Below are 25,041 nucleotides of genomic sequence, written 5' to 3' on the forward strand. Positions count from 1 at the left end.
CTCTCGGTTCGCCGCAGGCGCCTCTGATACCTATGGAGAAGACTAATCATGCGGACTCGACCGCTATGGATAATAGGGTCGTCATCGACGGAGGTGAGTAATTCCCCACAACACACGCCTTCGGAAATAGCAGAAACGACAAGCTGCCTCAGCTTACTCTGGTCCACCGCCAACGCTTATTTCTACTCGACAAACAATACCTCCGATCATGACATCTGATTCTGCATACGAAAACAACAACCGATGCGCGTCGGACATCGCCTTGATTGGCGGTGCCGTCGATCTTTCCGAATCACCAGAGAATATTCGATCCACGATTCGTTCGTCAAGGATGGAAGTCTATGGACCGCTCGCGGATAGCTAGGTATCGGATGCGTTGTGATCGGATAGCGCTAACCATCGGGCCCTCAGATCTGCACACTCTATCAACATAGATCCGTTGATAAGAGCGATCTCATGCGAACATCCCGATTCGGTCGGCAGAACCTCGTCCAGAACTACTGGCGAGAAACCATCGTAGAAATACCCTTGACCATCGATGCGAAAATCAATTCGAGAAACATCGACATACACAATGAACAGGCCTTCATCGTGTTTGAATTGATTTGGACCGAACGAGATGGTAACTTCGTTCTCGCCCGTGTGAGATACATCCTTCAGATTCAGATCTTTTACGCATCTCGCACCCCGAAAATCATAGTGACCAGGATCGGACGCGAAATCCCAGGCACCAGACGGCAGGGCCGCGCCGAGACTGGAAAGCTGTTCCAAATACTTCTCCGGATTCAGGAATAGCCCGTCTGAGTTACGACGAATCTCAATGAATTTCATTCTTTACACCCAACCCTCGGCCGCTTCCATTTATCACCGCAGATATCTTCGGTACCCTTAGGACCCAACCGGCCTTGCCTTCTCATTTCTTCGACTGCAACGCTCTTCAGCCGATTCGCCACGGTATCAGGAACTGTCACGTCCGCCGAATGGCCGTGTTTTGCAAACCAGCCGTTACTTCCGAATATCCCGACCTCCCGACCATTGTGGTAGACATGAACTTCGAAGTCGACCGTACCTTCTATGGGAAACACGTCTTTCCGCGCCGTATAGCCTTTGCCGAGAGTGATGTCATCCTGAAGTCCGCCCCGGGCTGCCCTCAGACCCAGAGGGTCGGTCCATGTCAATGGATTGTGGGGATAACCGTATGGGTTCGGACCTGCGGCCAAGCCCAGTGGGTCCGATACTATGAACCGCCCGGTCGAGGGGTCGTAGTAGCGATGGTAATTGTAGTGCAGACCCGTCTCGTCATCGTGTATCTGTCCAGGGAAACGCAATGGAGTGCTGGTGCCGCCGTGCCACGCGATCCGCCCCCACAGATCGCCTGATGCGGTAGCAGCGGTATGACCGGTCCCCGGCTCGAGGAGTTCAATAGGAGTGCCGACAAGATCACTGATGATCGCATGGAATTGGCGATCCGCAGCTACGCCGTCCGCACTTTGCGTGATCGGTGTGTGGGTGTCGGGCTGATATGTCCAACGCATCGTTTTCCGGCTCGTCGTTTGCTCGATGAGACGATCGGCTTCCCATACATAGTCGATACGCTCGAGGATCTGGCGATCACGGCCAAGGAGTTGTTTCGATGCCCGTCTCCCAAGGGCGTCGTAGGTGTAGTGCCACCATTGGCCATCAGGGGTGTAGACATCGACGAGTTGGTCGAACGCGTTGTATCGGTAGTGCCAAACATCCGCCTTGCGCGACAACCGTATCCGCGTCTTACGGATAACACGCCCAGCGGCATCGTACTGGTATCGGATGCGGCCATCACGGATAAGTAGGTTGTTTCGGTATTCGCGGCGATGGTTTCCCTCGATAGAATTATCGAGACTTCCTGGATCCGACGCCGGGGCACGCATCGTGGTCAGGGCAGAGGTCGGGTTAGTCGGAGCTCTGTCTCCTGCGGTTATGACATTGTTGAGCCGGTCGTAGGTATACCTTTCTGTCAAGGTCTCGGCGTCGGCGATGCCGGAAACCCGACCTATGGCGTCGAGGGTGTAGTCGCGGCGATTTACCCGAGCATCGGCACGAGTAACAGTGTGGCTCGCGATGTAACCATCGGGCCGCCATCTGTAGTCATCCCGGCGCAGCAAGCGCGCAGCGGGATGACTCGGCGCATCTGCGGTAAGGACGTCATTCGGCATCAGATCCCCTGTGACCTGCCGACTGAGGATGTGGCCCCCTGCGGAGAAGGTCTGATTGACCTCGAGAGCTCCGAGACGCCAGCCGGTGGACCGACCGAGTTGGTCGTAGGTGAAGTCGATTACCTTGCCTTCTGTAGCCATTCCGATAACACGACTTGACGCATCGTGATGCCAGGCGGTGGCCGCTCCAGTGGAACTGGTACGCCCTGTACGGCGACCGTGCAAATCGTACTCATAACGCATCGCGGGGCGGCCATCGATGCGCTCGGTCAGTATACGCCCGCCGAGTGTGTACGTGAATTCTCCAGTATGCGTTCGATCTTCACCGGCCCCGCTGATTGCGGACAATAACTGGCCGACCGGATCATAAGTGTAGCGGACCCATTCACCGGTGGTCGCACGAATACCAACGAGTCGCCCAAGCTGGTCGTGGGAATGAAAACGACTTACCCCGGCGGCACTGGTGACAACAGCCACCCGCCCCATAAGGTCGTGCTCGTATCGGGTAGCGATACCGCTGTAATCGGTTTCGGAAACGACCCTACCGACACTATCGTGGGTGTAGGACCAAGTCTGGCCGAGCGGATTGACCACTGAAACCAGGCGCCGCTCGGTATCCCACTCATAGTATGTGGCGGAACCGTCCGCATCGATCCGTGTGGACAGCAGATCGAACGGGCCATAGGAGAATTGGATCTGGTTGCCTGCGCGGTCGGTATGAGTGAGAAGGTTCCCCTCCCCGTCCCATCTCCAGGTTTCCGAATGACCATCGGGATCGACTCGGCGCAGCGGATAGCCCTCAGCTGACCATTCGTAGCGAGTAACCGATCCAAGCGGGTCGGTGATCGCGAGCAAACGACCGAAATGGTCGCGATCGACATGGGTCACTTCGCCGTGTGGATTTGCGACACTAACGAGGAGCCCAGCAGCATCGGCCTGCAATGTGGTTCGAGCACCAGTGGATTCGGTAATGGATGCCACCGCACCAGTGGCGTGATGAGTGTACGCGGTTCGCACATTCGCCTCGTTGATTACGGCGCGGAGGTTACCGTCGCTGCCGTATTCCCGACGACTGACGCTACCGTCTGCATCAGTAATCGCACTCGGACGGTTTGCAGCCTGGTAATCGACGGTGATCACCATCTGGTCGGGCCGAGTGATTTTTGTGAGATCGCCCTGGTCGGTGTGGTGGTAGAAGGTTATGCCACCGTCTGCGGCGACGACCCGGACGGGCTTGCGGTCTCGGGTGTAGTCGGTGTGGGTTCGGGCACCGGTCGGGTCGATCACATCTCGCAACAATAGACCTGCGTCGAACTCGTATACCGTTCTCGCTCCAAGGGAATTGGTGAATGTCGTTCGGGTCCCGGAACTGTCGGCTCGTGGGCTGTAGTCGAATTCGGCGGCCAGGATGCCGTTGGTGCCACGCTGGGATACGACCCGTCCAGTCGAGTCGTAGGTGTTGATCATCTGATTGCCATTGGAGTCGGTCCAGGACAGCAATCGATGCGCGTCGTCATATGTGTATGTCGTGGTGGCGCCGACGCCGTTGGTGACCGCCACCAACTCCCCTGCGGCATAATCGAACTCACGCACCCTAGTAGCGATCTCACCGCCATCAGAGGCTTCACCGAGCACCGAGATCCCGGTGACTCGTCCGTTGGCGGTGTCGACCCGCACCCGATAGCCACCGGAATGGACCACCTCGACCGGGGCACCGTCGGCGTTGTAGGAGAAGCGGATCCGATTGTGATGCCGATCGGTGATCGCCGAAATCGCGTAGTTGCCCAAACGGACATCCAGACCGTTCAGCACTGGATCCGGCGCGAAATGCCATGTGATTTCACGGTCCGGGTCGAACACCCGATACCCACCCGACTGCGAACGCGTCATCGCCCAATGTGGACCGCCCCCCGACGGGGATACCGACACTTCGGGGCCGGTGTGCGGGTAGGCCAGCAGCATGCCGTCCTCAGCGAGAAACGTCACGCCTGTTTGGTCGACGATGATCCGCATGTCCAAGGTTGCCGACCACGATGGACCAAACCAACGTCCGAAGCGATAGTTCGACCGATGGCGCCGCCCCAACACCAAACCCAATACACCGGGTAGGTCCACATCTGTAGCGGGGAGTAGGAATTCGCCGGTAGCGGCGTCGACCGGGTCACCGCACGTCGTGGTGTCCTTCGGCGTCTTCGTCTGCTCCGGATTGTTCCCCCGTGCCTTATCCGGGGCGTCCTTGTCGTTGTCCGCGTTCTTGGTCGGACCGTTCGGCTTCTCACCATCGGGCGAATTGTGCTGTGACGGACTCGTATTCGTCGATCCATCCGGCGAATCGGCGTGCTTCGGCGTATCCGTCGACTTCGGCGACTCCGGCGATGTACTCGACGGCTTCGTCGAGGTATCCGTACTCGACGGCTTGGTCGAGGTGTCCTCGGTCGACTTCGCTCGCGAACCGTGCGGCGTCTCGGCAGAACGACCCGACTTCGTCCGTTTGAACCCCTTCGCGATATCCGCGAACACCGATTTGAGCCGTTTCAACAACGGCATCAGCTTCGCGAAGGTGCGCGCCAGTTTGCGGAACAGATTTGCGATCGTGGTCATCGTCTTCGCGACGAAAGTTGCCGCTTGTGCCGCTACCAAAGGTGTTGCGACACCGAAGGAGAAGACTTCCTCGGCCGCCCACGCCGCCAAACGGCCCACCGCTTGGGCGACGAGATCGCGGACCACCATCCGGACCGCTGCGACGATTCCACCGGCCATGCGCACCGCATCGGAAGCCGCCTTCGCCGCGGTTGACGCCGCCGACAATAACGACGACGTGTCTGCTGCGGACTTCTTGTACGCATCCGCGGTCGCCCCGGTCCACCCGGCCACATCCTGCTCAACGGCCTGCTTGTGGGTCGCGCTCGTCTCAGCGATCGAGGTGGCGACGTTCTCCCACGTCTTCGCGTACGCCTCGATCTGGTCCGGGTCCCCCGCCACCCAATCCAGGGCGTCCGACAGCGGTTTGACGTGCTCGATCAGGAAGCCCACACCGTAGGAGGCGATCGTGCCGATCGGGTCGATTACCAGGGATACCGCTTCCATCCCCACGCCGAGGACCCCGAGGCCCCCATCGATCCACGATCCCGACGAAATCGCCGAGTGCAGGTCCGAGACCGTCTCGAAAACCGAGACACCCGAATACCATTGCGTCGAATCCTCCCGCTGCGCGATCAGCGGGTTCGATGAGGTCTCGGTCAATTCGACGCCCCGTCAGGGGTGACCGCCTTCAACTGTGCGGCCCGCGAGGCGTCGACGGTTTCGAAGCTGTCGGCGACGCTGCGGAGCTTTCCCGCGTCCTCCCCCAACGCCGTTTGCGCCGATTCGATCGCGTCGACGCCGTCGGTCTCCACCGAATCGACGAATAGTGGTGGGAGGAAGGCACACAGCTTTCCGAACGCGTCCGTGGGAAGTGATACCGCCTGTGCCGCCTCCAGTGCCTGCGACAGGGATTGGCCGACCTTCTCCACATTCGCGGCGTGCGTCCGCAACTTCTCCGGCTCTACCGATACTTCGCTCATCTACCCCCCCTCAACACTCCCGGTTCCGAATTTCCCTGTGACTGAACCGGTGTGCCCACTATAGCCAGGGCCGCGAGCCAAGAGCCCCCGAGAAACGACGGAGCCCCATCCGCCGAAACGGATGGGGCTCCTTGCCTTACAACGACTTACACGTCGAAGTAGAGCTCGAATTCGTACGGGTGCGGACGCAGGTTCACCGGCGCGATTTCGTTTTCGCGCTTGAGGTTGATCCAGGTCTCGATCAGGTCCGGGGTGAACACGTTACCTTCGGTGAGGTAGTCGTGGTCGGCCTCGAGGCGGTCGATGACCGAAGCCAGGCTGGTGGGGGCCTGCGGGATGCCCTTGGCCTCCTCCGGCGGGAGCTCGTAGAGGTCCTTGTCGACCGGGGCCTTCGGCTCGATCTTCTTCTTGATGCCGTCCAGGCCGGCCATCATCATGGCGGCGAAGGCCAGGTACGGGTTACCCGAGGAGTCGGGCGCACGGAACTCGATGCGCTTGGCCTTCGGGTTGTTGCCGGTGACCGGGATGCGGACCGCGGCGGAACGGTTGCGCTGCGAGTACACCAGGTTGATCGGGGCCTCGTAGCCCGGGACCAGGCGGTGGTAGGAGTTCACGGTCGGGTTGGTGAACGCCAGCAGCGAGGGGGCGTGATGCAGGATGCCGCCGATGTAGTGGCGCGCCAGATCCGACAGGCCCGCGTAGCCGGCCTCGTCGTGGAACAGCGGCTTGCCGTCCTTCCACAGCGACTGGTGCACGTGCATACCCGAGCCGTTGTCACCGAAGAGCGGCTTCGGCATGAAGGTGACGGTCTTGCCCTCGGCCCACGCGGTGTTCTTCACGATGTACTTGAACAGCTGCAGGTCGTCGGCCGCGCCGAGCAGGGTGCCGAACTTGTAGTTGATCTCGGCCTGACCGGCGGTGCCGACCTCGTGGTGGCCACGCTCGAGTTCGAAGCCCGCGTTCTGCAGGTTGGTCGAGATCTTGTCGCGCAGGTCGACGTAGTGGTCGTACGGGGCAACCGGGAAGTAGCCGCCCTTGTTACGGACCTTGTAGCCGCGGTTCAGGGTCCCGTCCGGGTTGAACTCCGCGCCGGTGTTCCAGGAGCCCGAGATCGACTCGATCTCGTAGAAGGCGCCGTTCATGCCCGAGTCGTAACGGATGGAGTCGAAGATGTAGAACTCGGCCTCGGCACCGAAGTAGGCGGTGTCGGCGATGCCGGTGCTCTTCAGGTACTCCTCCGCCTTGCGCGCGACGTTACGCGGGTCGCGGCTGTAGGCCTCCCGGGTGAACGGGTCGTGCACGAAGAAGTTGAGGTTCAGCGTCTTGGCCTGGCGGAACGGGTCCAGCCGCGCGGTGCTGAAGTCGGGGAGCAACAGCATGTCCGACTCGTCGATGGACTGGAAGCCACGGACGGAGGAGCCGTCGAACGCTAGCCCTTCCTCAGCGAGGTCAGCGGTGAAAGCCTTCGCGGGGATCGAGAAGTGCTGCTGCACACCCGGAAGATCACTGAAGCGGATGTCGACGTATTCGACTTCCTCTTCCTTGATGTGCTTGATGACCTCGTCGGCCGTGCTGAACGTCACTTGTTCTCCTTACGGATCGGTTCCCAGCCAGTGTCGATTGCATGGGTTCGTCGCGTCCAGACGCTATGGACGCGATGTTTCCCAGCAATCAAGGCTGTGTTTCGCCAGTGTTACACGTGCGGCTGGCCGGGTGTTGATGGCCACCCGGGCTCGAACAGCATCGTAATCCTGTCATTTCTACCAGCGCCCGCCGAGGTCACTTGGGTTAATGCGGTGTCCTACGACCGGTCGTAGAGGCCTATTCTGGGGACCATGGCACGCATCAGCGGATCCTGGCTCTCCGGACCTTCGGCCGACCCGGGCGATCCGGCAACCCCCGAGTTCCCCGGTCAGCACCTGGGTCTGCCGCGCTCGGGCGCCGGGTCACTGGTCGGCATGATGCGGCGCATCGTCGCGCTCGTGGTGGACTGGTTCATCTCGCTCGGTGTGACCGCAATCATCGTTCGGCCGAACCCGGACAAGATCATCGCTGGCATGGATATTCCGGCCGGGAAGCCGCGCCCGTCGAACTTCGAGGCGATTGTGAGTGCGCTCACTACACCCAACCTGCTCGTCTGGTTCGTGATCGGCGTCGTCGCGGTGTCGTTGTTCGGGTACACGCCGGGGCAGTACTTCCTGCGCCTGCGCGTCATCCGCATCGATGCGCCGGTGGCCGTCGGCTTCGTGCGCGCGTTGGCCCGCCAGGTGCTGCTGGTCTTCGTGGTTCCGGCGCTGTTCACCGACGCCGACGGTCGTGGCATGCACGACCGAGCCACCGGCACCGCGGTCGTACGCTCGCGCTAGCGCCCGCCGGGCGGCCGCCGGAACAGTACGCTCCGGCGGTGTCTCTGAATCCGGTCATGCTGGCGGTCCGCCTGTTCCTCGAACTCGCCGCCATTTCCTCGTTCGCGGTCTGCGGTTGGCGCGCGTTCGATTCGCCCTGGCGCTATGTGCTGGTTGTACTGCTGCCGCTTGCCGCCGCCGCGGCTTGGGGGACGTTCGCGGTGCCCGGCGATCCGAGCCGCAGCGGAAACGCTCCGGTCGCGGTGCACGGCCGGGTGCGGCTGCTGGTCGAGATCGTGGTGCTGTTCGGTGGCGCGGCGGCATTCTGGCTCGCGGAGTTGCCGCGCTGGGCCCTGGTCTTCACCGCGGTGCTCGTCGTCTACCACGCCGTCGGCTACGACCGGATCATCTGGTTGCTCGGCATCGGGCGAAGCGGAACGACTTCTTAGAAACGCGAAGGCCCGCATCCATGGGATGCGGGCCTCGTAACCGGATCAGCGTCGGCGGATGGTGCGCTGCACCCCGCGCATCTTGGCGCCCGCGGGCATCGGGCCTTTGGGCAGTGCCGGACCGCTGCGCGAACTCAGCGCGGCCAACCGACCCTCGATGAGGTCCATGCGCTTGGCATCGATATTGCGGGGCAGCTTGGTGAGGTGCTTCTGCAGTTCCTTCAGCGGGATCTGGCCCTCGTCGTTGCCGATGATGATGTCGTAGATCGGGGTGTCGCCGATGAGTCGCGCGGTGCGCTTCTTCTCCTGCGCCAGTAGCGACTTCAGCCGCTGCGGGGAACCCTCGCCGATCAGAATGACGCCCGGCAGACCGATCACCCGGTGCACCGCATCCAGCTGCGTGGTGGCGGCGATGCCATTGCTGACCCGCCATTTGCCCTGCAGGTTTTCCAGCACCCAGGCCGCCGCGCCCGCCTGGCCCTCGGCCTTGGCGTAGACATTCCGCTGCACCCGGCGACCGAAGATGATGAACGCGACGAGCACACCGAGCAGCAGACCGAGCGGCAGCAGGAACCACTGCAGTCCGAAGATCAGGCCGACCACCAGGAAAACGACCGTGATGCCGACGACGGCGCCGATCATCAAAGGCAGCAGCAGCTTGTCTTCCTTGCGCTGCATCTGGAACGCCTGCCAGAGCTGCTGGCGGCGTTCTTTCGACTGCTGCTTGCGGGCCGCCTTAGCCGCGGCCTTCGCTTCCTTCGACGGCGTGCCGCCCTTGCCTACTGCCATATTCACAGAATAGTGGCACGTCGGGTGGGTGCCCCCACCGCGTCAGTTCACGCCGCGACGCGCGATCTCGCCCAATGCGGTGAGATCCAGATCACCCGAGGTCTCGGTCCACCCCATGGCGCGCAACTCAGCGGGCGTGCCGACACCGAGCGCATCGCGTAGGCCGACTGCGACCGAGCGGGCGAGTCCGCGCAAGGTATCCAAAGACAGTGGCCAGAGCAGGGTGCGAGTCCAATTGTCGATCTCGCGCCGTGCGACGGGTTCGCGCCAGCCGAGCTCACGCAGCATGCGTTCAGCGGTCGGTGAGATAGGCTGCGCGAGATAGGAATTGCCCGCCAGTTCGACGGACAGTTTTATGTCGTATTGCACGAATTGGACGTATCGATTCCCGGACGCGGCGATGACCAGCGTTGCCCGCGAAGGTAGTTCCGATAGGCACTGTGCCAGCGACCGCACGAATAGATCCCAATCCGTGGTCACCGGCTCACTCATACTCCCCCCGGGGACTCGCACTGGGCCGATCATACGCCGAGCTACCTGAGACACCAGCCGAAACTTATTGACCGAGCAGGACCTTCGCCGTGTCGATAGCGAGAGCGGATAGCCTGCCGTTCTCACGAACGACAGGCTCCTTCGTCACACGGTTCCGGCAATCCGCCGGGACGTCACATCTTCCGATTCCGGAACCCGGCCGAGCCCGCGGAAAACGGGCACGTCCAGCATGCGGCTCGCGGGCCGCAAGGCCCACGACGCCACCACGCACAGCGCGAAAAAGCCGGTATAGATCAGATGATTCGCGGCGGAATGATGCGCGATATGCGAGGCGAATCCGCCGGTCAGATCGAAAAACGCACCGGCATAGGCCCATTCCTTCACCAACGGATAGCGCGGGACAGCAAGTGCTATGGCGCCGAGCACTTTCCAGAATCCGAGGATGGTCATGACATAGGTCGGATAACCCAATTCCGTCATGCCCGCCGCGGTCCCGCCGCGATGCAGCAGATCGGCGATACCGCCCGATGCCAAGACGAACACCGTCAACCCGGTAGTGGTCCAGTAGCCGATCGATCGTGCGTTGCTCATGGTTTCTCCTGCCTCGTGCGCGGGCGTTTCCCGCTGTCACACCCCTGACCAGCGCGGCCGCCGAGATGTGACAGGCAGGGTCACCCCGCCTGCAGTTCCATGAGTGCCACGGTCTCCGGGTCTGCCAGCAGATCGATCGCCACGATCCGGCCTTCGGACACGGTGAAATCGAAGACCACGCGCGGTTGGCCGCCGACGGACCACACGAGGCCCGCCCTTCCGTCGATGAGCGCGAGCTGCGCCGCCTTGGCCCGGCCGGAGAAGGTCTGCGCGACGGCATTCGCACCGGACGCGCCCGCGGCACCGGTGGCGATGGCCGCGGCATCGACGCGCAGCACCACATCCGGATCGAGCAGGGTCAGCAGCGCCTCGAATTCACCGCTGCGCGAGGCGGCGAGGAATGCGTCGACGACCTCACGCTGGCGATCTCGGTCGGCAGCGGCTCTGACACCCTGCACCCGCCGCCGCGCCCGACTGGCCAATTGCCGCGCGGCCGTGGGAGTTTTGCCGACGATCGGCGCGATCTCGTCGAAGGGTACGGCGAACATGTCGTGCAGTACGAACGACAGCCGCTCCGGCGGGGCGAGGGTGTCGAGCACGACGAGTAGGGCCAAGCCGATCGAATCGCCGAGCACCGCTTCCTGTTCCGGACCGTCGACATCCGGCACCGGTTCGAATCCGTCGAGCGGTTCCTCGCGCCGCGTCTTGCGGAACTGCAGCATATTCAGGCAGACCCGGGCGACCACGGTGGTGAGCCAGCCACCCAAATTCTCGATCTCGTCGCTATCGGAACGGCTGAGTCGCAGCCAGGCCTCCTGGACGGCGTCATCGGCCTCGCTGCCGGAGCCGAGCATGCGATACGCCACCGCGAGCAGATGCGTGCGGTGCTCCTCGAAGCGCTCGGCAAGAAATTTCTCGTCCACTTGTCACATTCTCCCGTTCGGGCTGGTCATGTACGTGAACCCGAAACCGCAACCGCGAACGAGGAGCGAATGATGACCGCTGGACTGCAGACCATCGTGTACCCCGTCACCGACCTGGTCAAGGCGAAGAGCGTGTACGGCGCGCTGTTCGGCTCGGAGCCCACCGCCGACACCCCGTACTACGTCGGCTACCGGGTGGCGGGCCAAGACATCGGCCTGGACCCGAACGGCCACAAGAAGGGAATGACCGGCCCGATCGGCTACTGGACCGTCGATGACATCGAGAAGCAGCTGGCCACCCTGGTCGAGGCCGGTGCCGAGGTGACCCAGCAGCCGACGAATGTCGGCGGCGGAAAGCTGATCGCGACCGTCGAGGACGCCGACGGGAATGTCTTCGGCCTCATGCAGCCGTAGGCGAGGATCGAACTATGCCCTCCGAGACCTATGACGTGCGCCCGATCGGCCGGGTGCGCTCGCCGTTGACCGATCCGGCGGATGCGCCGAAACAAGGCGACGAAGGCGCACCGCCCGCCGAGATCGTGCTCGATCCCGAGGTCGCGGCGGGCGCGGCGGGCTTGCGGCCCGGCGATGAGGTATTGGTGTTCACCTGGTTGCACCGGGCGGATCGGGAGGTGCTCGCGGTGCATCCGCGCGGCGACCGCACCCGCCCGGTCACCGGGGTGTTCGCGACTCGCGCCCCGCATCGGCCGAATCCGATCGGGCTGCATCGGGTCACGATCGCCGATATCGATGGGGCGGTACTCACCGTGCACGGTTTGGAAGCGATCGACGGCACACCGGTGCTGGATCTGAAGCCGGTGCTCGGTCCGACCGCTGAGCGCTGAGTGACACCCCCGTTCCTGGGGCTGGACTATCGACCAGTAGCGGTCGATAGTTCTCGAGTGACTGTGCTGTTGCGTGGTGTGGCCGGGGTTTTGTTGATGCTCGGATTACTGGCGCCGGTATCGGCGGCGGACCCGGTCGATGTGCCGTTCCAGTGGTCGCAGAGCTTCATCACCGCGCCGGACGGCACCCGGCTGCACGCCGACATCCTGCGCCCGCAGGGCATTTCCGCGGATATCCGCACGCCGGTGGTGATGACCGTCAGCCCGTATCGCTCACATACCGCTTATCTGAGCGTGCCGCGGCTCGAAGATGGACCGTCCACCGACGACCTGCACGTCGCGATGTTCCTGAATGCGGGCTATACCTACGTCATCGTGGATCTGCGCGGCTACGGCGGCTCATCCGGTTGTCCGGATTTCGGTGGGCCGGGTGAACGTTCGGATGTGGCCACCGCCGTAGAGTGGGCCGCGGGGCAGCCGTGGTCGACCGGTCGGGTCGGCATGATCGGCACCTCCTACGAGGCCTGGACCGGAATGATGGGGCTGGCCGCCAAACCCGCCGGTCTGGCCGCCGTCGCGGCGTTCGGACCGGATGTCGACCCGTACGCGTACATGTACATGCAGGGTGTCGCGTGGAAGTTCTCCGGTAAGCCGGTCACCGAGAGCGGCATTCGCCCGGCCGAAATGACGGGCTTCGAACACCTGCTCATCGCCTCGACACCGGGCCGAACCGACGACTCCCCCGAGTACCAGTCCAATGCCGTCAACATATCGGCCGGTTGCTATGAGCAATTCGCGGCGAACACCACCGACCATGACGCCACCACGCCTTTCTGGCGTGAACGCGATCTCGTGGAAGAGTTGCGCGGCAATACCATTCCGCTGTTCGTCGGCCAAGGCTTTCTCGATTACAACACCCGGGCGTATCGCATCTTCGACGTCTGGAATGCGCTGGGTCCCGGCGATCATCGCGCTTGGTTCGGCCAATGGGGCCACAGCGATTGCGACAGCAAATGCGGTGCACCGGATTTCGATACCCAACTACTCGCCTTCTTCGACAAGCATGTCGCCGACCGCGATATCGAGGTGCCCGGCCCGCGCGTGACGGTCGGCCAATTCGATGGCGGTTGGCGCTCCGAAACCGCATGGCCGCCCGTCGACTCGCGACGCATTCCGATCGATTTGCGCACCGGCACCTATACCGATCGCGGCCTGCTGCCCGGACCCGATCGCGAGATCTGGTCCATTTCCGAGCCGCTGAGTACGACCCAGCACATCTCCGGAATTCCGACGGCAACGCTGCGACTGTCCGGTCCGCCGACCGCGACGGTCGCGGTCGAACTATTCGATATCGCCCCCGACGGCCGCGGCACCATCATTACCCGCGGCATCGCTCCGGTCGCCGAAACCGCCGAGATCAGACTGCTGGCGCAGGACTGGCCGATCATTGCCGGGCATCGCCTCGGCGTGCGGATCACCGATGTCGTCGACGATGTGTGGTCCCATACCGCCGCCAATGCCCAGGTCACCGTCGCCTCGGCGCGCCTGGACCTGCCCCTGCTCAGCACCCCGCGTACGCCCGACCTCACCGGCGGCACCAGTGAGGCCTGGGCGAAGTGGCGCGACCAGAAGGTCCGCGCACTCGGGCCCGAGGTGTTGAATGCAGTGGTGCCCATGAACTTGCCGAATGAGACCGGCCCTCGATGACAGGTAACGCCGCGCAGACCCACACCACGCCGGTTGTCGTCGATACGCACGTCGCCGATCGCCTCGCGCAGGCCCTGCGCTGCGCGACGGTTTCCTACGAGCCATCGGATACCGCGGAGCCCACAGAACCCAGCGACGCAGCATTCGTCCGGCTGGGCGCGCACCTGGAACAGTCGTTCCCACTGGTCCACGCCGAACTGGAATTGGAGCGGTTCGGGCACAGCAGGCTGTATCGCTGGCCGGGCGTCGAACCGGACCGGGTGTCGGCGATTCTGCTCGCCCATCAGGATGTGGTGCCGATCGATGATCTGGGGCGGTGGACGCATCCGCCGTTCGCGGGTGTGGTGGATGACGAATTCATCTGGGGCCGTGGGGCAATCGACGACAAGAGCCGGTTGATCGCGATTCTGGAGGCGGTCGAATCCGCACTCGCCGCGGGAGTTCGCCCGCGGCACACCATCTATCTGGCCTTCGGGCACGACGAGGAGGTGTTCGGCGATGACGGCGCGGTGCGCATGGCGCAACGGCTGCGCGAATCCGGTGTGCACGCGGATCTGCTGCTCGACGAGGGCGGCGTCATTCTCGACGATATCGCCGACGGCATAGACCGGCCGGTGGCCTCGATCATGGTGGGCGAGAAAGGCTATGCGACCGTTCGCCTTTCGGTATCGGCGGTGGGCGGACATTCGTCCATGCCCGGCAGACAGACCGCGGTCGGACGGATCGCCCGCGCGGTCGGCCGAATCCAGGACCATCCGATGCCGCTGCGATTGACGCCGGTGGTGTCCGACATGGTCACCAGACTGCGCCACGTCATGCCCGAATATCGCCGCCGCCTGCTCCGCTTCGCCAGACTGGCCTCTCCGGTGATCATCCGGATACTCGCGGCCCGTCCGCAGACCGAGGCGATGGTGCGCACGACGACCGCGCCGACGGTCATCCGCGGCGGCGTCAAACCCAATGTGCTGCCACAGCAGGCCGAGGCCCTGGTGAATTTCCGCATCCTGCCCGGCGATTCGGTCGAATCGGTGCTCGCACACTGCCGCAAGGTGGTGCGCGACGCGGACGTGCGGATCGAACTCGTCGGCATGACCTCGGAGCCCTCCCCCGGCAATCCGCCCGGCCCGGCATTCGACATGATCGCGGGCCTGGCCGAGTCCGTCGTCCCGGGCATCGCGGTGACCACCGGTATCGTCCCCGGCGCGACCGATTCCCGGCACTACGACGACCTCGCCGCGACCCGCTGCAACTTCGCCCCCATCCTGCTGACCAAGGCGGATGTGGAAACGATCCATGGAACCGACGAGCGCATCTCCCTGGTGAACTACGCTCGGCTCATCGAGTTCAACCGGCGGCTGATCGATCAGCTCGCGGCGCCACCACGTACCCAAGGAGCCGATGCATGACAACCGATCCAAAGGCCGACAAGCCGACACCGGTCACCGAGGGCGAATTCGACGGCATCGGCAGCCGAATCGCTTGGCGCGCATGGCTTCCCGATACCACTGCGGATGCGGTGATCGTGCTCGTGCACGGCGTCGCCGAACACTCCGGCCGCTACGCCCATGTTGGAAAACGACTGGCGGACAACGGTTTCGCGGTCTACGCGCTCGACCATCTCGGCCACGGCAAGTCGGCGGGCAACAACGCGAATATCGGTTCGATGGCGGGCTCGGCCGACAATGTCGCGGAGATGCTGAAGATCGCGAGCCGCGAACATCCGGATGTGCCGCGGTTCCTGCTCGCGCATTCGATGGGCAGCCTGATCACGTTGTATCTGGCGGTCCGGGCGCCGATCGACGTCGACGGCATCGTATTGTCGGCACCGCCGCTGGATATCGCGGTCGGCAATCCGCTGCAGCGTCTGGTCGGTCCGCTGCTGTCCCGGTTCGCGCCGAATCTCGGTGTGCTGAAACTGGATTCGTCGATGATCAGCCGCGATCCCGAGGTGGTTCGCGCCTACGACAACGATCCGCTGGTCTTCCGTGGCAAGCTCCCGGCCCGAACCGGCATGGAGATGCTGAATGCCACCGAGTTCGTCAAGAGCCGTCTGGACAAGCTCACCGTGCCGCTGCTGGTGTTGCACGGCACCGCCGACGCCATCGCGGCACCGTCGAGCACCGATCTGATCGAGCAGGGCGCGGGTTCGAAGGACCTGACGGTGATCCGCTACGAGGGCCTCTACCACGAGGTCTTCAATGAACCCGAACAGGACAAGGTGCTCGCCGATGTCCTGGAGTGGCTGCAGGCCCACGTAGCGGACGAGTGAGCCGCTAGCGGTAGTTCGTCAGGCAGGTCTGCTCGCCGTCGAGGACTCCCGTGCGGAACGCCTCCAACCGCTGGAAGCCGCTCGCCACCACCTTGCCGTCCACATCGCTGGCGACCAGACCGTCGGCGAGCAGTCCGGAGACCGCCTCGTCGAGATCGTTCGCCGACAGCCGCGGATCGCTGCCCGGCTCGCTCAGTTCGGTCGTCACGACTCCGGTCAGGCATGCGGTGCGCAACCCGGCGGTCCCGGCTCCGGTGACCGAGAGCTTGCGTTCCTGTTGCACCGCAAGGACATAGCGGGAGATGAACACGGCGAAGGCGTTGTAATCACCGTCCACCACCGCCGAGAGCGGTTCGTCGTCGCCCTTCATCGCCCCACCGCGTTTGGCCAGTTCGGGCACATCGGTGCCGATCTTGTTCGAACTCGGGCAGTACGAGACCGGCTCGGTAGCAGTTACTTTCGAGCAGTTCTTGATGATCCCGTTGTAGTCGTACTGCGGCGCCCGCTGCAGCGGGAAGATCTTCGCCAGCGCCTGGCTCAGGCTGGTCAACGATGCCACCTCGACCGGAAGCTGGGCGTCCTGCTCGCCGTCCTCATATGTCGTCGGCAGGGTGCCCCGACGCTGCTCGATCTCCTTCTTGTTGATCTTCTTGCAGCCCTGGGCGCCGTCGGTGTAGCCGATCTGCACCGCGGTCACCCGCTCGAAGGCGGAGCCGTGCACATTCTTCGGGTTATCCGGATCGGTATCGCGCACGGCGATGGTGGCGCCGAGGACCGCATTGAGCCCGTCGGTCATATTCAACGTGAAATGCGCCGAATTCCCTTCCGCCACATGGCGCAGGAACACACCGGCCAGACAGTCGGCCTGCTGCTCCTTCACCAGCGTCCCGGTGAAGAATCCGGCGATCTTGGCCTGCCCCTGGATGGAGTGACCGTATTCGTGCGCGAGCACCATCACGATCGCCATATCGCTGTACTTCTCCTGCAACAGCGGCAGCAGCACACCGCGATCCCAGCCGATGGTGTGGTCCACGCTGCAGTAGGCGGCGTTGACCAGGTGATAGGTGCTGGACTTGCAGAAGGTGATCGCCTGCTCCTTGGGCGCCTTGGCATCCCAGGAGATGTAGCGGCTCACCGTCTTGAAGGTGCCGGGAAAGTTCTTGCCGTACTCGGTCTTCCAGAAATCTTCCAGGTCGGCGATGGTGTTGAGGGCGAGTTTGTCGACCGCGCCGCCGTCGCCGTTCTCCGCGGTGAGCGGTGCGTCCGGGACCCCCTTGCGCGGGCCACTCGGACCGCTATTGGAAACCGCGCCGGTCAGCTCCCACGGATTGTCCGCGGTCACCGCACTCGCCCCCGGCTGTCCCGTCTTGCTGTCGCAGCCGACCAGCGCCGCACCGACCAACAGCAATACCGCGACCACCCCGAACCGCAGCCGTCTAGTCCTCATCAGGTCTTTCCTCCCCGAACTCACTGGGGTCCGTCCTCGGCGAACCCCGACCCGATGGGTCATACGCCTGCCCGTCGAGCGATCACATGGTAATCGCAGAAACCCCTGCGCGCGTATACGTCTGAGCGCATTCGCTCCGTCAGGCGTTCAACTGCACCTGTGCCAGTATCGCGCGATGATCGGATCCGGGAATGGTGAGCGAGCGGACGTCGGCCGCCGTGCCATCGGCGACCAGAATGTGGTCGATGCCGATCACCGGACCCCACCGGCGATCCGCCGGATAGGTGAGCAGCGGCCCGGCACCCGCCTGATCCGCCGCCGCGACGAACCGGCCGCGCAGCAGATCACGGAATGCCGAATGATCACGGGTGGCATTGAAATCCGCGCCGACGATCGCGGGCCCCTGTTGCGCGTCGAGTATTTCGCGAATCCTGTCCAGTTCCGAACTCCATGCCGGGAAGTCGACCGAGGGCGGCACCGGATGGAATGCGAACACCGCGACCGGACCGCGCTGTGGATGCTCCATGGTGGCGGACAGATTGTTCATCCAGAATCCGTCGTATTTCTTGGTGTCCCGCAACGGATATCGGCTGTAGATCCCGGTGCCGTTGCCGCCCCCACGGGGCTGTAGGAACTGATGTGGCAGCAACTCTTCGATTCCGGCCGCCGCGAGTCGCTGCGCGACCTCCGGTGTCAGCTCGTCGACGGTGAGCACCTCGACCCGGTTCTCCCGCACCGCCCGAACCACCGCCGCCGCATCCGCCTCCCCGAACAACAGATTCGACTGCATGACCGAAACTTCCGGCCCGCTCGCCGCCCGGCCCTCAGGAACGAACATCGGCACCTGCATCCACAACACCGACGCGACGATCACCCCGGCCGCCGCCGCACTCTTCCACCCCCGCGCGATCAGGAACAACAGCAACCCCAACACCGCCCCGAGCATCAAATACGACGCACCCGAGGCCAACAGCACCAAAGCCTGCCGCCGCCACGTCCCGAAATGCAGCACGATCCCCAGAACTCCCGCCGCCAAGGCGCACCACCCCAGCCCGAGCACCACCCGGTCCACCCATTTACGCATGCCCCGACCCTAACCGGCGGCCATGGAGGCCAGGTGCGGCGATTGTGGAGATCCCGTGTGGAAGCGCTCCTCCTACATTGGACAGCAGAGGGTGAGGTGGTCGCGATGTATGTCGAGGAGTTCACGGCGACGGGTGCGCTCACCGCGGACGCGGCCGAAGATCTTGCCGACACCGCGGGACGGTTCACCTCACGGATCACGGTGACCTGCAATGGGCACACCGTGCTGACACCGGTGCTGCCGTCGTGCTGGGACGAGTTGCGGGTGCGCGCTGGCAGCACGGTATCGGTCACCGCCGAGCGGGGGTACCGCCCGCCCGACGATGAAGACCGCATCGCGCTGCGGGAATTCGTGCGCCGCTTCCAGGTGCTGACCGCGGTCGGCCCGGCGCGGCTTTCCGCTCAGTGGCGGTGCATCTGCTCGACGAGCGTCGCGGCGTCCGTGGTGAGCGAACCACCGGCGAAAGCCAGTGTGGCCAAGGAACGTTCGGCCGCGTCCAGATGGCCCGCGCCGCAGGCATCGGTCACCAGAATCGGGAGATAGCCCAGGTCCAGGCTGTGCCGGACGGTGGGTTCGATGCCGACCTCCAGAGCGATGCCCGCAATGGCGAAGGTGTCGATACCCAAGTCGCGCAAAGCGATATCGAGCGGTGTCGCCGCGAAGGCCGACATGGTGATCTTATCGATGACCACCTCGTTCGGACCGGGCGCCAGCTCGGGGACGAGCTGATACTGGGGCGAACCCTGCGGGAAGCTGGAATTCACCTCGTTCGGGTTCTCGACCCGCTGCCACTCCATGGCCGTGCGCAGTTGCGCGACACCGGCCGCCGCGGGCGGCAGCGACATGTGCCGGGTGTAGAAGACGCGAAAACCGTTCTCCCGCGCCGCATCCCGCAGCTGCACACAGGTCTGGACGATCTTGTCACCGTCCGGCAGCTGCCGCACGATGCCGACCTGCATGTCGTAGACGATCAGCGCCATCCTGGTCGGATCACAGGCATCCGCGAGGGTCTGCGGAATGCTCAGACCGTAGGCGTATTGCATCAGGCCGACACCACCTTCGTCCGGTCGTAGGGCTCGGCGACGTCGACGGAGGGATCCATCAGCGCCTCCAGCGGCAACGGGGCCTGCACCGGAACGTAGGTCCATTCCAGGTGACCGGCCTTGGTCAGCGGGAAATCGGCGACATAACGTTTGGCCTCGTCGACGCTGTCGACCTCGAATACGATCACCACGCCGGGCTCATCGGCGCGCGCATAGTTCTCGCGCACGATGCCCGCCTTCCACAGCCGCCACACATTGGCGACCTCTTCGGGAAGATAAGGGGTGATGGTCTCCATCGTCACGCCGGGCTTGAAGCTGTCGAAAACGATGACTTTCACGGGAATCGAACTCCATGTCTGCAGAATGTGGTGCGGCCGCGCCGCAGTGCGAGTTCCATGTAAGCCCGATGATTACAGTGTTACAAGAACGCACTTTTTGGTGAGTACCGGGAGGCGAGCAATGCCGGAGAAGCGCTATTACTGCGCGGTGGAGGTGACCGTCGATCTCATCGACGGCAAATGGAAGCCGGTCATCCTGGCCCACCTCAAGGAGGGCGTGCGCCGCTACGGCGAATTGCGGCGCCTGATGCCGAGCACCAGCGAGAAAATGCTCGTCCAGCAACTGCGCGACCTGGAGTCCGACGGCCTGATCCGCCGCACTACTTTCGATACCGTGCCGCCCCAGGTCGAATACGACCTGACCGAGGAAGGCTGGAGCCTGGTCCCGGTGCTCACCGCCCTCTACGAATGGGGACAGAAACGCGCCGATCGCGCAGGCATCCCCCTGCCCTGAGCGAAAGTCAAATGGCGGCCGCCGTGCCCACTGAGAACCACCTTTCGACTACCGTCGGCGCGGGTCAACCGCCGAAGACACGCTCCACCACGGCTTTGGCGCGGCGGGTGATGCGCATGTAGTTGTCCAGGAACTCGCTGCCATCATCGTTCGGCCACCCGGCGACCCGCGCGACGGCCGATAGTAGACGGCCCGGGCCGGGTAGTTGATCAGCTGGCTTGCCGCGCACGAGCACCAGCGCGTTGCGCGCCCTGGTCGCCGTGATCCAGGCTTCGCGCAGCAGCGAAACATCTTCGATCGCAAGCAATTTGGTTTGCTCGATGACATCGAGGGATTCCAGCGTCGAGGTGTTGTGCAGTGCGCGTACATCGTCGGCGTAGCGCAGTTGCATCAGCTGGACGGTCCATTCGATATCGGCGAGACCACCGCGTCCGAGTTTGGTGTGGGTCGCCGGATTCGCACCGCGCGGCAGGCGTTCGGCATCCACCCTGGCCTTGATCCTGCGGATCTCGCGCACCGCCTCCGCCGACACCCCGCCCTCGGGATAGCGCACCTTGTCGATGATGTGCAGGAACCGGACACCGAGGTCCTGATCCCCAGCCACCTGATGCGCGCGCAGCAGGGCCTGTACCTCCCACGGCTGCGCCCACTGCTCGTAATAGGCGGCATAGGCGGCCAGCGTGCGCACGAGCGCGCCGTTGCGCCCCTCCGGGCGCAGTCCGGCGTCGACCTGCAGCGGCGGATCGGTACTCGGCGCACCGAGCAACCGCTGCACCTTCTCCGCAATGCCGATCGCCCATTTCACGGCCTTGGTCTCGTCCTCGCCGGGACGCGGGTCGCAGACGAAGAGCACATCGGCATCGGAGCCGTAACCGAGTTCCAGGCCGCCCAGCCGACCCATGCCGATCACCGCGAAATCGGCCGGTGCCGGTGCCCCGAGTTCGACCTCGCTGGCCCGGATCACCGCGCGCAGTGCGGCTTCCAGCACCGCGACCCACACCGAGGACAGCGCCCGGCACACCTGCGGCACGTCGAGCATGCCGAGCAGATCGGCCGAGGCCACCCGCGCCAATTCGTGTCGGCGCAGCGAACGAGCCGCGGCCACAGCACGTTTCGGATCGTCGTAGCGCGCCGCCGCGGTAAGGATGCCGCGCGCGACGTCTTCCGGCTGCGGACTGAGCAACAGCGGCCCGCCCGGACCGTCGGCATACATCCGGATCGTGTCCGGTGCGTTGATCAGCAGATCCGGCAGATATTCCGAGGAGCCGAGCACGATCATCAACCGCTGTGCGATCGCGCCCTCATCGCGCAATTCGCGCAGGAACCAGATCTGATCGTCCAGACCCTCCGAGACCCGCCGGTAGGCGAGCAGTCCGGCATCGGGATTCGGCGTGTCCCCGAGCCATTCGAGCAAGGTCGGCAAGAGCAGCGCCTGAATCCGGCCCTTGCGCGATACCCCGCCGGTCAACGCTTTCAGATGTCCCAGTGCGTTTTCCGGGGCCGCATAGCCGAGCGCCGCCAACTGGCGGATCGCCGCGTCCGGGCTCAGGCGCAGCGCGTCGGGATCCATCTTGACCACCGATTCGAGCAGTGGCCGATAGAAGAGTTTGGCGTGTAATCGGCGCACCCGCACCGCATTTCGGCGAATCTCATTGCTCAGCACGCCGACCGCGTCCTGCCGTCCGTCCGGACGGATATGGGCCGCGCGGGCCAGCCAGCGCATGCCCTCCTCGTCATCGGCGGCGGGCAGAGTATGGGTGCGCTTGAGCCGCTGCAACTGCAGCCGGTGTTCGAGCAGGCGCAGGAATTCATAGGAGGCGGTGAGATTCGCGGCATCGTCGCGGCCGACATAGCCGCCGGCCGCCAACGCCGTCAGCGCCTCGATGGTGTCCTGCACATGCAGGGTCTCGTCCACCCGTCCGTGTACCAATTGCAGTAGCTGCACGGCGAATTCGACATCGCGCAGGCTGCCGTGACCGAGTTTGAGTTCGCGTTCGCGCAGATCGGCGGGCACCAGATCCTCCACCCGGCGCCGCATCGCCTGCACATCGGCGACGAAGTCGGGGCGCTCGGAAGCGGTCCACACCATCGGCATCAGTGCGTCGCGGTACTGCTCCCCCAGTGCCAGATCGCCGGTCATCGGCCGCGCCTTGAGCAGTGCCTGGAACTCCCAGGTCCTGGCCCAGCGTTTGTAGTAGGCGATATGCGAGTCCAGGGTGCGCACCAGCGCGCCCGCCTTGCCTTCGGGCCGCAGCGCCGCATCGACCTCGAAGAAGGCCGCGCTGCCCACGCTCATCATCTCGGCGGCCAACCGAGTGGCGGTGGCATCGGCCGGTTCGGCGACGAAGACGACATCGACATCGCTGACGTAGTTGAGTTCGCAGGCACCGCTCTTGCCCATGGCGATCACGGCCAGCCGCACCGGCACCGGGGCGTCCTTACAGACCCGTGCCACCGCCACCGCGAGCGCCGCGGTCAGTGCGGCATCGGCGAGATCGGTGAGATGGCGGCCGACCACCTGATATGGCAGCACCGGCTCGTTCTCCACGGTGGCAGCCAGGTCCAGCGCGGCCAAGAGCATCAGCTGATCGCGATATCGCTTGCGCAGCAACGCAACTGCCTCGGGACCGGACAGCTCGGCCCGGTACAGCACGGCATCCGCGTGCGGACTCTCGGCCGGTACCGCTTGCACGGCCGCCAGCAGATCAGCGATCAGCTCCTCGCGCGCGGGCAACTTGTCGCGCAGCAGAATTCGCCATGCGGGAGGGTCGGCGACCAGATGATCGGCGAATGCGCTCGACGATCCGATGAGCGCGAAAAGCCTGCCGCGCAAGGCGGTATCGATCCGCAACGTCGAATCGAGCTCGGACCAGTCCTCGCCGAGCGCGGCTTGCAACCGCGTCAGCGTCAGCAGTGCGAGATCGGCATCGGGCGCGCGGGACAGCGCCCACAGCACCGGAATGGAGTCGATATTGTCCCAAGCCAACTCTCGTAACGAGGCGGCGGCGGTCGGCTCGAGCAAGCCGAGCCGACCGACACCGGGGACAGCAGAACGAGCAGACGGCGGCCGGACCATAAGTCCAACTTAGATGGCCGATCATCTCTTTCCACCCGGCCGGGGTGGAAAGAGTCGCAAACGTAGCCGACCGAGCCGGGTTTAACCGGCTAGAGGCCGAGGTACTCCTTCAGCTCGTACGGCGTCACCTGGCTGCGGTAGTCCGCCCATTCCCGGCGCTTATTGCGCAGGAAGAAGTCGAAAACGTGCTCGCCGAGCGTCTCGGCGACAAGCTCCGAGCGCTCCATCGCCTGCAGCGCCTCGTCGAGCGTGCCGGGCAGCTCACGGAAGCCCATGGCGCGCCGCTCGGCGGCGGTCAGCGACCACACGTCGTCCTCGGCCTCCGGCGGCAGCGTGTAACCCTTCTCGATGCCACGCAGACCGGCCGCAAGCAGCACGGCGAAGGTCAGGTAGGGGTTGCAGGCCGAATCTGGACTGCGGATCTCGACACGGCGCGAGGAGGACTTGTTCGGGGTGTACATCGGCACCCGCACCAGCGCGGAGCGGTTGGACCGGCCCCACGAGGCCGCCGTCGGCGCCTCGCCGCCGTGGATGAGCCGCTTGTAGGAGTTCACCCATTGGTTGGTGATCGCGCTGATCTCCGGGGCGTGCTCCAGGATGCCCGCGATGAACGCGCGCGCGGTCCCCGAGAGGTTGTTCGGGTCGTCGGCATCGTGGAAGGCGTTGGCCTCCCCCTCGAACAGGCTCATATGGGTGTGCATGGCCGAGCCCGGGTACTGGGCGAACGGCTTGGGCATGAAGGTCGCGCGCACGCCCTCGTCGATGGCCACTTCCTTGATCAGGTAGCGGAAGGTCATCACGTTGTCGGCCATGGACAGCGCGTCGGCGTAGCGCAGGTCGATCTCCTGCTGCCCCGGGGCGCCCTCGTGATGGCTGAACTCCACCGAGATGCCCATCGACTCCAGCGCGTCGATGGCGTGGCGACGGAAGTTGGGTGCGGAATCGTGCACGGCCTGGTCGAAGAACCCACCGGTGTCGGCCGGGGTCGGCTCGCGGCCGTCCTGGGGGCCGTTCTCCAGCAGGAAGAATTCGATCTCCGGGTGCACATAGCAGCTGAACCCGACGTCACCCGCCTTGTTGAGCTGACGCCGCAGCACATGGCGCGGGTCGGCCCAGGACGGCGAACCGTCGGGCATGGTGATATCGCAGAACATGCGCGCGGAGTGCTGATGGCCCTTACTCGTCGACCACGGCAGCACCTGGAAGGTCGAGGGATCCGGCCGCGCGACCATATCGGCCTCCGACACCCGGGCGAAGCCCTCGATGGCCGAGCCGTCGAAGCCGATGCCCTCTTCGAAGGCGCCCTCGAGCTCCGCCGGAGCGATGGCAACGGACTTCAGATAGCCCAACACATCGGTGAACCAGAGACGCACGAAGCGGATATCCCGCTCTTCGAGCGTCCGCAGCACGAATTCCTTCTGGCGATCCATGTCG

At 64.2% G+C, this 25,041-nt stretch carries 22 protein-coding genes; 8 read left to right on the forward strand and 14 right to left on the reverse strand.

Annotation, left to right across the window (positions count from 1 at the left end):
- Positions 1–360: 360 nt before the first annotated feature.
- The 4 genes from ACQPZ2_RS32885 to glnA (ACQPZ2_RS32900) all read right to left on the reverse strand — a co-directional run bounded on the left by ACQPZ2_RS32885 (position 361) and on the right by glnA (ACQPZ2_RS32900) (position 7,338).
- Positions 361–831, reverse strand: a complete 471-nt coding sequence (locus ACQPZ2_RS32885) for a hypothetical protein (RefSeq protein ID WP_433521987.1) — start codon at positions 829–831, stop codon at positions 361–363.
- A complete protein-coding gene (locus ACQPZ2_RS32890) occupies positions 828–5,435 on the reverse strand; it encodes an RHS repeat-associated core domain-containing protein (RefSeq protein WP_433521988.1) in 4,608 nt (1,535 codons plus the stop codon). Before ACQPZ2_RS32890 ends, ACQPZ2_RS32885 begins: the two co-directional genes overlap by 4 nt.
- Entirely contained in the window at positions 5,432–5,755 is a 324-nt protein-coding gene (locus tag ACQPZ2_RS32895; protein ID WP_433521989.1) for a type VII secretion target, read from the reverse strand. Before ACQPZ2_RS32895 ends, ACQPZ2_RS32890 begins: the two co-directional genes overlap by 4 nt.
- Positions 5,756–5,901: 146 nt before the next feature.
- A complete protein-coding gene (gene glnA, locus ACQPZ2_RS32900) occupies positions 5,902–7,338 on the reverse strand; it encodes a type I glutamate--ammonia ligase (RefSeq protein WP_387294815.1) in 1,437 nt (478 codons plus the stop codon).
- Positions 7,339–7,590: 252 nt separating this feature from the next.
- Here glnA (ACQPZ2_RS32900) and ACQPZ2_RS32905 point away from each other — a divergent pair, with 252 nt between their 5' ends.
- Positions 7,591–8,121: an RDD family protein gene (locus ACQPZ2_RS32905; protein WP_063047321.1), complete on the forward strand. Its 531-nt coding sequence runs from the start codon at positions 7,591–7,593 to the stop codon at positions 8,119–8,121.
- A gap of 38 nt (positions 8,122–8,159) precedes the next feature.
- The gene (locus ACQPZ2_RS32910) at positions 8,160–8,549 is read left to right on the forward strand and encodes a YrdB family protein (RefSeq protein ID WP_433521990.1); all 390 of its coding nucleotides are present in this window, start codon (positions 8,160–8,162) and stop codon (positions 8,547–8,549) included.
- A gap of 45 nt (positions 8,550–8,594) precedes the next feature.
- Here the strand turns inward: ACQPZ2_RS32910 and ACQPZ2_RS32915 are convergent, their stop codons facing one another.
- From ACQPZ2_RS32915 to ACQPZ2_RS32930, 4 genes are all read right to left on the reverse strand, one after another.
- Positions 8,595–9,338: a DUF4191 domain-containing protein gene (locus ACQPZ2_RS32915; RefSeq protein WP_063047323.1), complete on the reverse strand. Its 744-nt coding sequence runs from the start codon at positions 9,336–9,338 to the stop codon at positions 8,595–8,597.
- Between the two features lie 42 nt (positions 9,339–9,380).
- Entirely contained in the window at positions 9,381–9,830 is a 450-nt protein-coding gene (locus tag ACQPZ2_RS32920; protein WP_433521991.1) for a TY-Chap domain-containing protein, read from the reverse strand.
- A 144-nt stretch (positions 9,831–9,974) separates the two neighbouring features.
- Positions 9,975–10,421, reverse strand: coding sequence for a DoxX family protein (locus tag ACQPZ2_RS32925; protein WP_433521992.1), 447 nt, complete (start codon positions 10,419–10,421; stop codon positions 9,975–9,977).
- Between the two features lie 80 nt (positions 10,422–10,501).
- A complete protein-coding gene (locus ACQPZ2_RS32930) occupies positions 10,502–11,344 on the reverse strand; it encodes a sigma-70 family RNA polymerase sigma factor (RefSeq protein ID WP_433521993.1) in 843 nt (280 codons plus the stop codon).
- Between the two features lie 72 nt (positions 11,345–11,416).
- Between ACQPZ2_RS32930 and ACQPZ2_RS32935 the strand changes: the two genes are divergently transcribed.
- The 5 genes from ACQPZ2_RS32935 to ACQPZ2_RS32955 are packed head-to-tail and all read left to right on the forward strand — an operon-like array spanning position 11,417 to position 16,165.
- Positions 11,417–11,758 carry a VOC family protein gene (locus ACQPZ2_RS32935; RefSeq protein ID WP_433521994.1) on the forward strand — a complete coding sequence of 114 codons (342 nt, stop codon included), beginning with the start codon at positions 11,417–11,419 and terminating at the stop codon, positions 11,756–11,758.
- 14 nt (positions 11,759–11,772) lie between these two features.
- Positions 11,773–12,189, forward strand: coding sequence for a tRNA (N6-threonylcarbamoyladenosine(37)-N6)-methyltransferase TrmO (tsaA, locus tag ACQPZ2_RS32940; RefSeq protein ID WP_433521995.1), 417 nt, complete (start codon positions 11,773–11,775; stop codon positions 12,187–12,189).
- Positions 12,190–12,246: 57 nt separating this feature from the next.
- Positions 12,247–13,896, forward strand: coding sequence for a CocE/NonD family hydrolase (locus tag ACQPZ2_RS32945; protein WP_433521996.1), 1,650 nt, complete (start codon positions 12,247–12,249; stop codon positions 13,894–13,896).
- Positions 13,893–15,302: a M20/M25/M40 family metallo-hydrolase gene (locus ACQPZ2_RS32950; protein WP_433521997.1), complete on the forward strand. Its 1,410-nt coding sequence runs from the start codon at positions 13,893–13,895 to the stop codon at positions 15,300–15,302. Before ACQPZ2_RS32945 ends, ACQPZ2_RS32950 begins: the two co-directional genes overlap by 4 nt.
- Positions 15,299–16,165: an alpha/beta hydrolase gene (locus ACQPZ2_RS32955; RefSeq protein ID WP_433521998.1), complete on the forward strand. Its 867-nt coding sequence runs from the start codon at positions 15,299–15,301 to the stop codon at positions 16,163–16,165. The genes ACQPZ2_RS32950 and ACQPZ2_RS32955 overlap by 4 nt, the downstream gene beginning before the upstream one ends.
- Before the next feature lie 4 nt (positions 16,166–16,169).
- On the opposite strand, the gene ACQPZ2_RS32960 is transcribed toward ACQPZ2_RS32955, so the two are convergent.
- The 4 genes from ACQPZ2_RS32960 to ACQPZ2_RS32975 all read right to left on the reverse strand — a co-directional run bounded on the left by ACQPZ2_RS32960 (position 16,170) and on the right by ACQPZ2_RS32975 (position 20,077).
- Positions 16,170–17,612 carry a metallopeptidase gene (locus ACQPZ2_RS32960; RefSeq protein WP_433521999.1) on the reverse strand — a complete coding sequence of 481 codons (1,443 nt, stop codon included), beginning with the start codon at positions 17,610–17,612 and terminating at the stop codon, positions 16,170–16,172.
- A gap of 139 nt (positions 17,613–17,751) precedes the next feature.
- Positions 17,752–18,696: an endonuclease/exonuclease/phosphatase family protein gene (locus ACQPZ2_RS32965; RefSeq protein WP_433522000.1), complete on the reverse strand. Its 945-nt coding sequence runs from the start codon at positions 18,694–18,696 to the stop codon at positions 17,752–17,754.
- A gap of 401 nt (positions 18,697–19,097) precedes the next feature.
- Positions 19,098–19,739 (reverse strand): cysteine hydrolase family protein, encoded by a 642-nt coding sequence (locus ACQPZ2_RS32970; protein ID WP_433522001.1) that lies wholly within the window; start codon positions 19,737–19,739, stop codon positions 19,098–19,100.
- Positions 19,739–20,077, reverse strand: coding sequence for a hypothetical protein (locus ACQPZ2_RS32975; protein ID WP_433522002.1), 339 nt, complete (start codon positions 20,075–20,077; stop codon positions 19,739–19,741). Before ACQPZ2_RS32975 ends, ACQPZ2_RS32970 begins: the two co-directional genes overlap by 1 nt.
- A gap of 121 nt (positions 20,078–20,198) precedes the next feature.
- On the opposite strand from ACQPZ2_RS32975, the gene ACQPZ2_RS32980 reads away from it, so the two are divergent.
- Positions 20,199–20,531: a winged helix-turn-helix transcriptional regulator gene (locus ACQPZ2_RS32980; RefSeq protein ID WP_040688440.1), complete on the forward strand. Its 333-nt coding sequence runs from the start codon at positions 20,199–20,201 to the stop codon at positions 20,529–20,531.
- A 64-nt stretch (positions 20,532–20,595) separates the two neighbouring features.
- Here the strand turns inward: ACQPZ2_RS32980 and ACQPZ2_RS32985 are convergent, their stop codons facing one another.
- Together ACQPZ2_RS32985 and glnA (ACQPZ2_RS32990) are read right to left on the reverse strand one after the other, a co-directional pair.
- Positions 20,596–23,607, reverse strand: coding sequence for a bifunctional [glutamine synthetase] adenylyltransferase/[glutamine synthetase]-adenylyl-L-tyrosine phosphorylase (locus tag ACQPZ2_RS32985; protein WP_433522003.1), 3,012 nt, complete (start codon positions 23,605–23,607; stop codon positions 20,596–20,598).
- Between the two features lie 89 nt (positions 23,608–23,696).
- Positions 23,697–25,037: a type I glutamate--ammonia ligase gene (gene glnA / locus ACQPZ2_RS32990; protein WP_433522004.1), complete on the reverse strand. Its 1,341-nt coding sequence runs from the start codon at positions 25,035–25,037 to the stop codon at positions 23,697–23,699.
- Positions 25,038–25,041 lie beyond the last annotated feature (4 nt).

It is taken from the genome of Nocardia pseudovaccinii, assembly GCF_050942345.1.
GTDB classification, from domain to species: Bacteria; Actinomycetota; Actinomycetes; order Mycobacteriales; family Mycobacteriaceae; genus Nocardia; species Nocardia pseudovaccinii.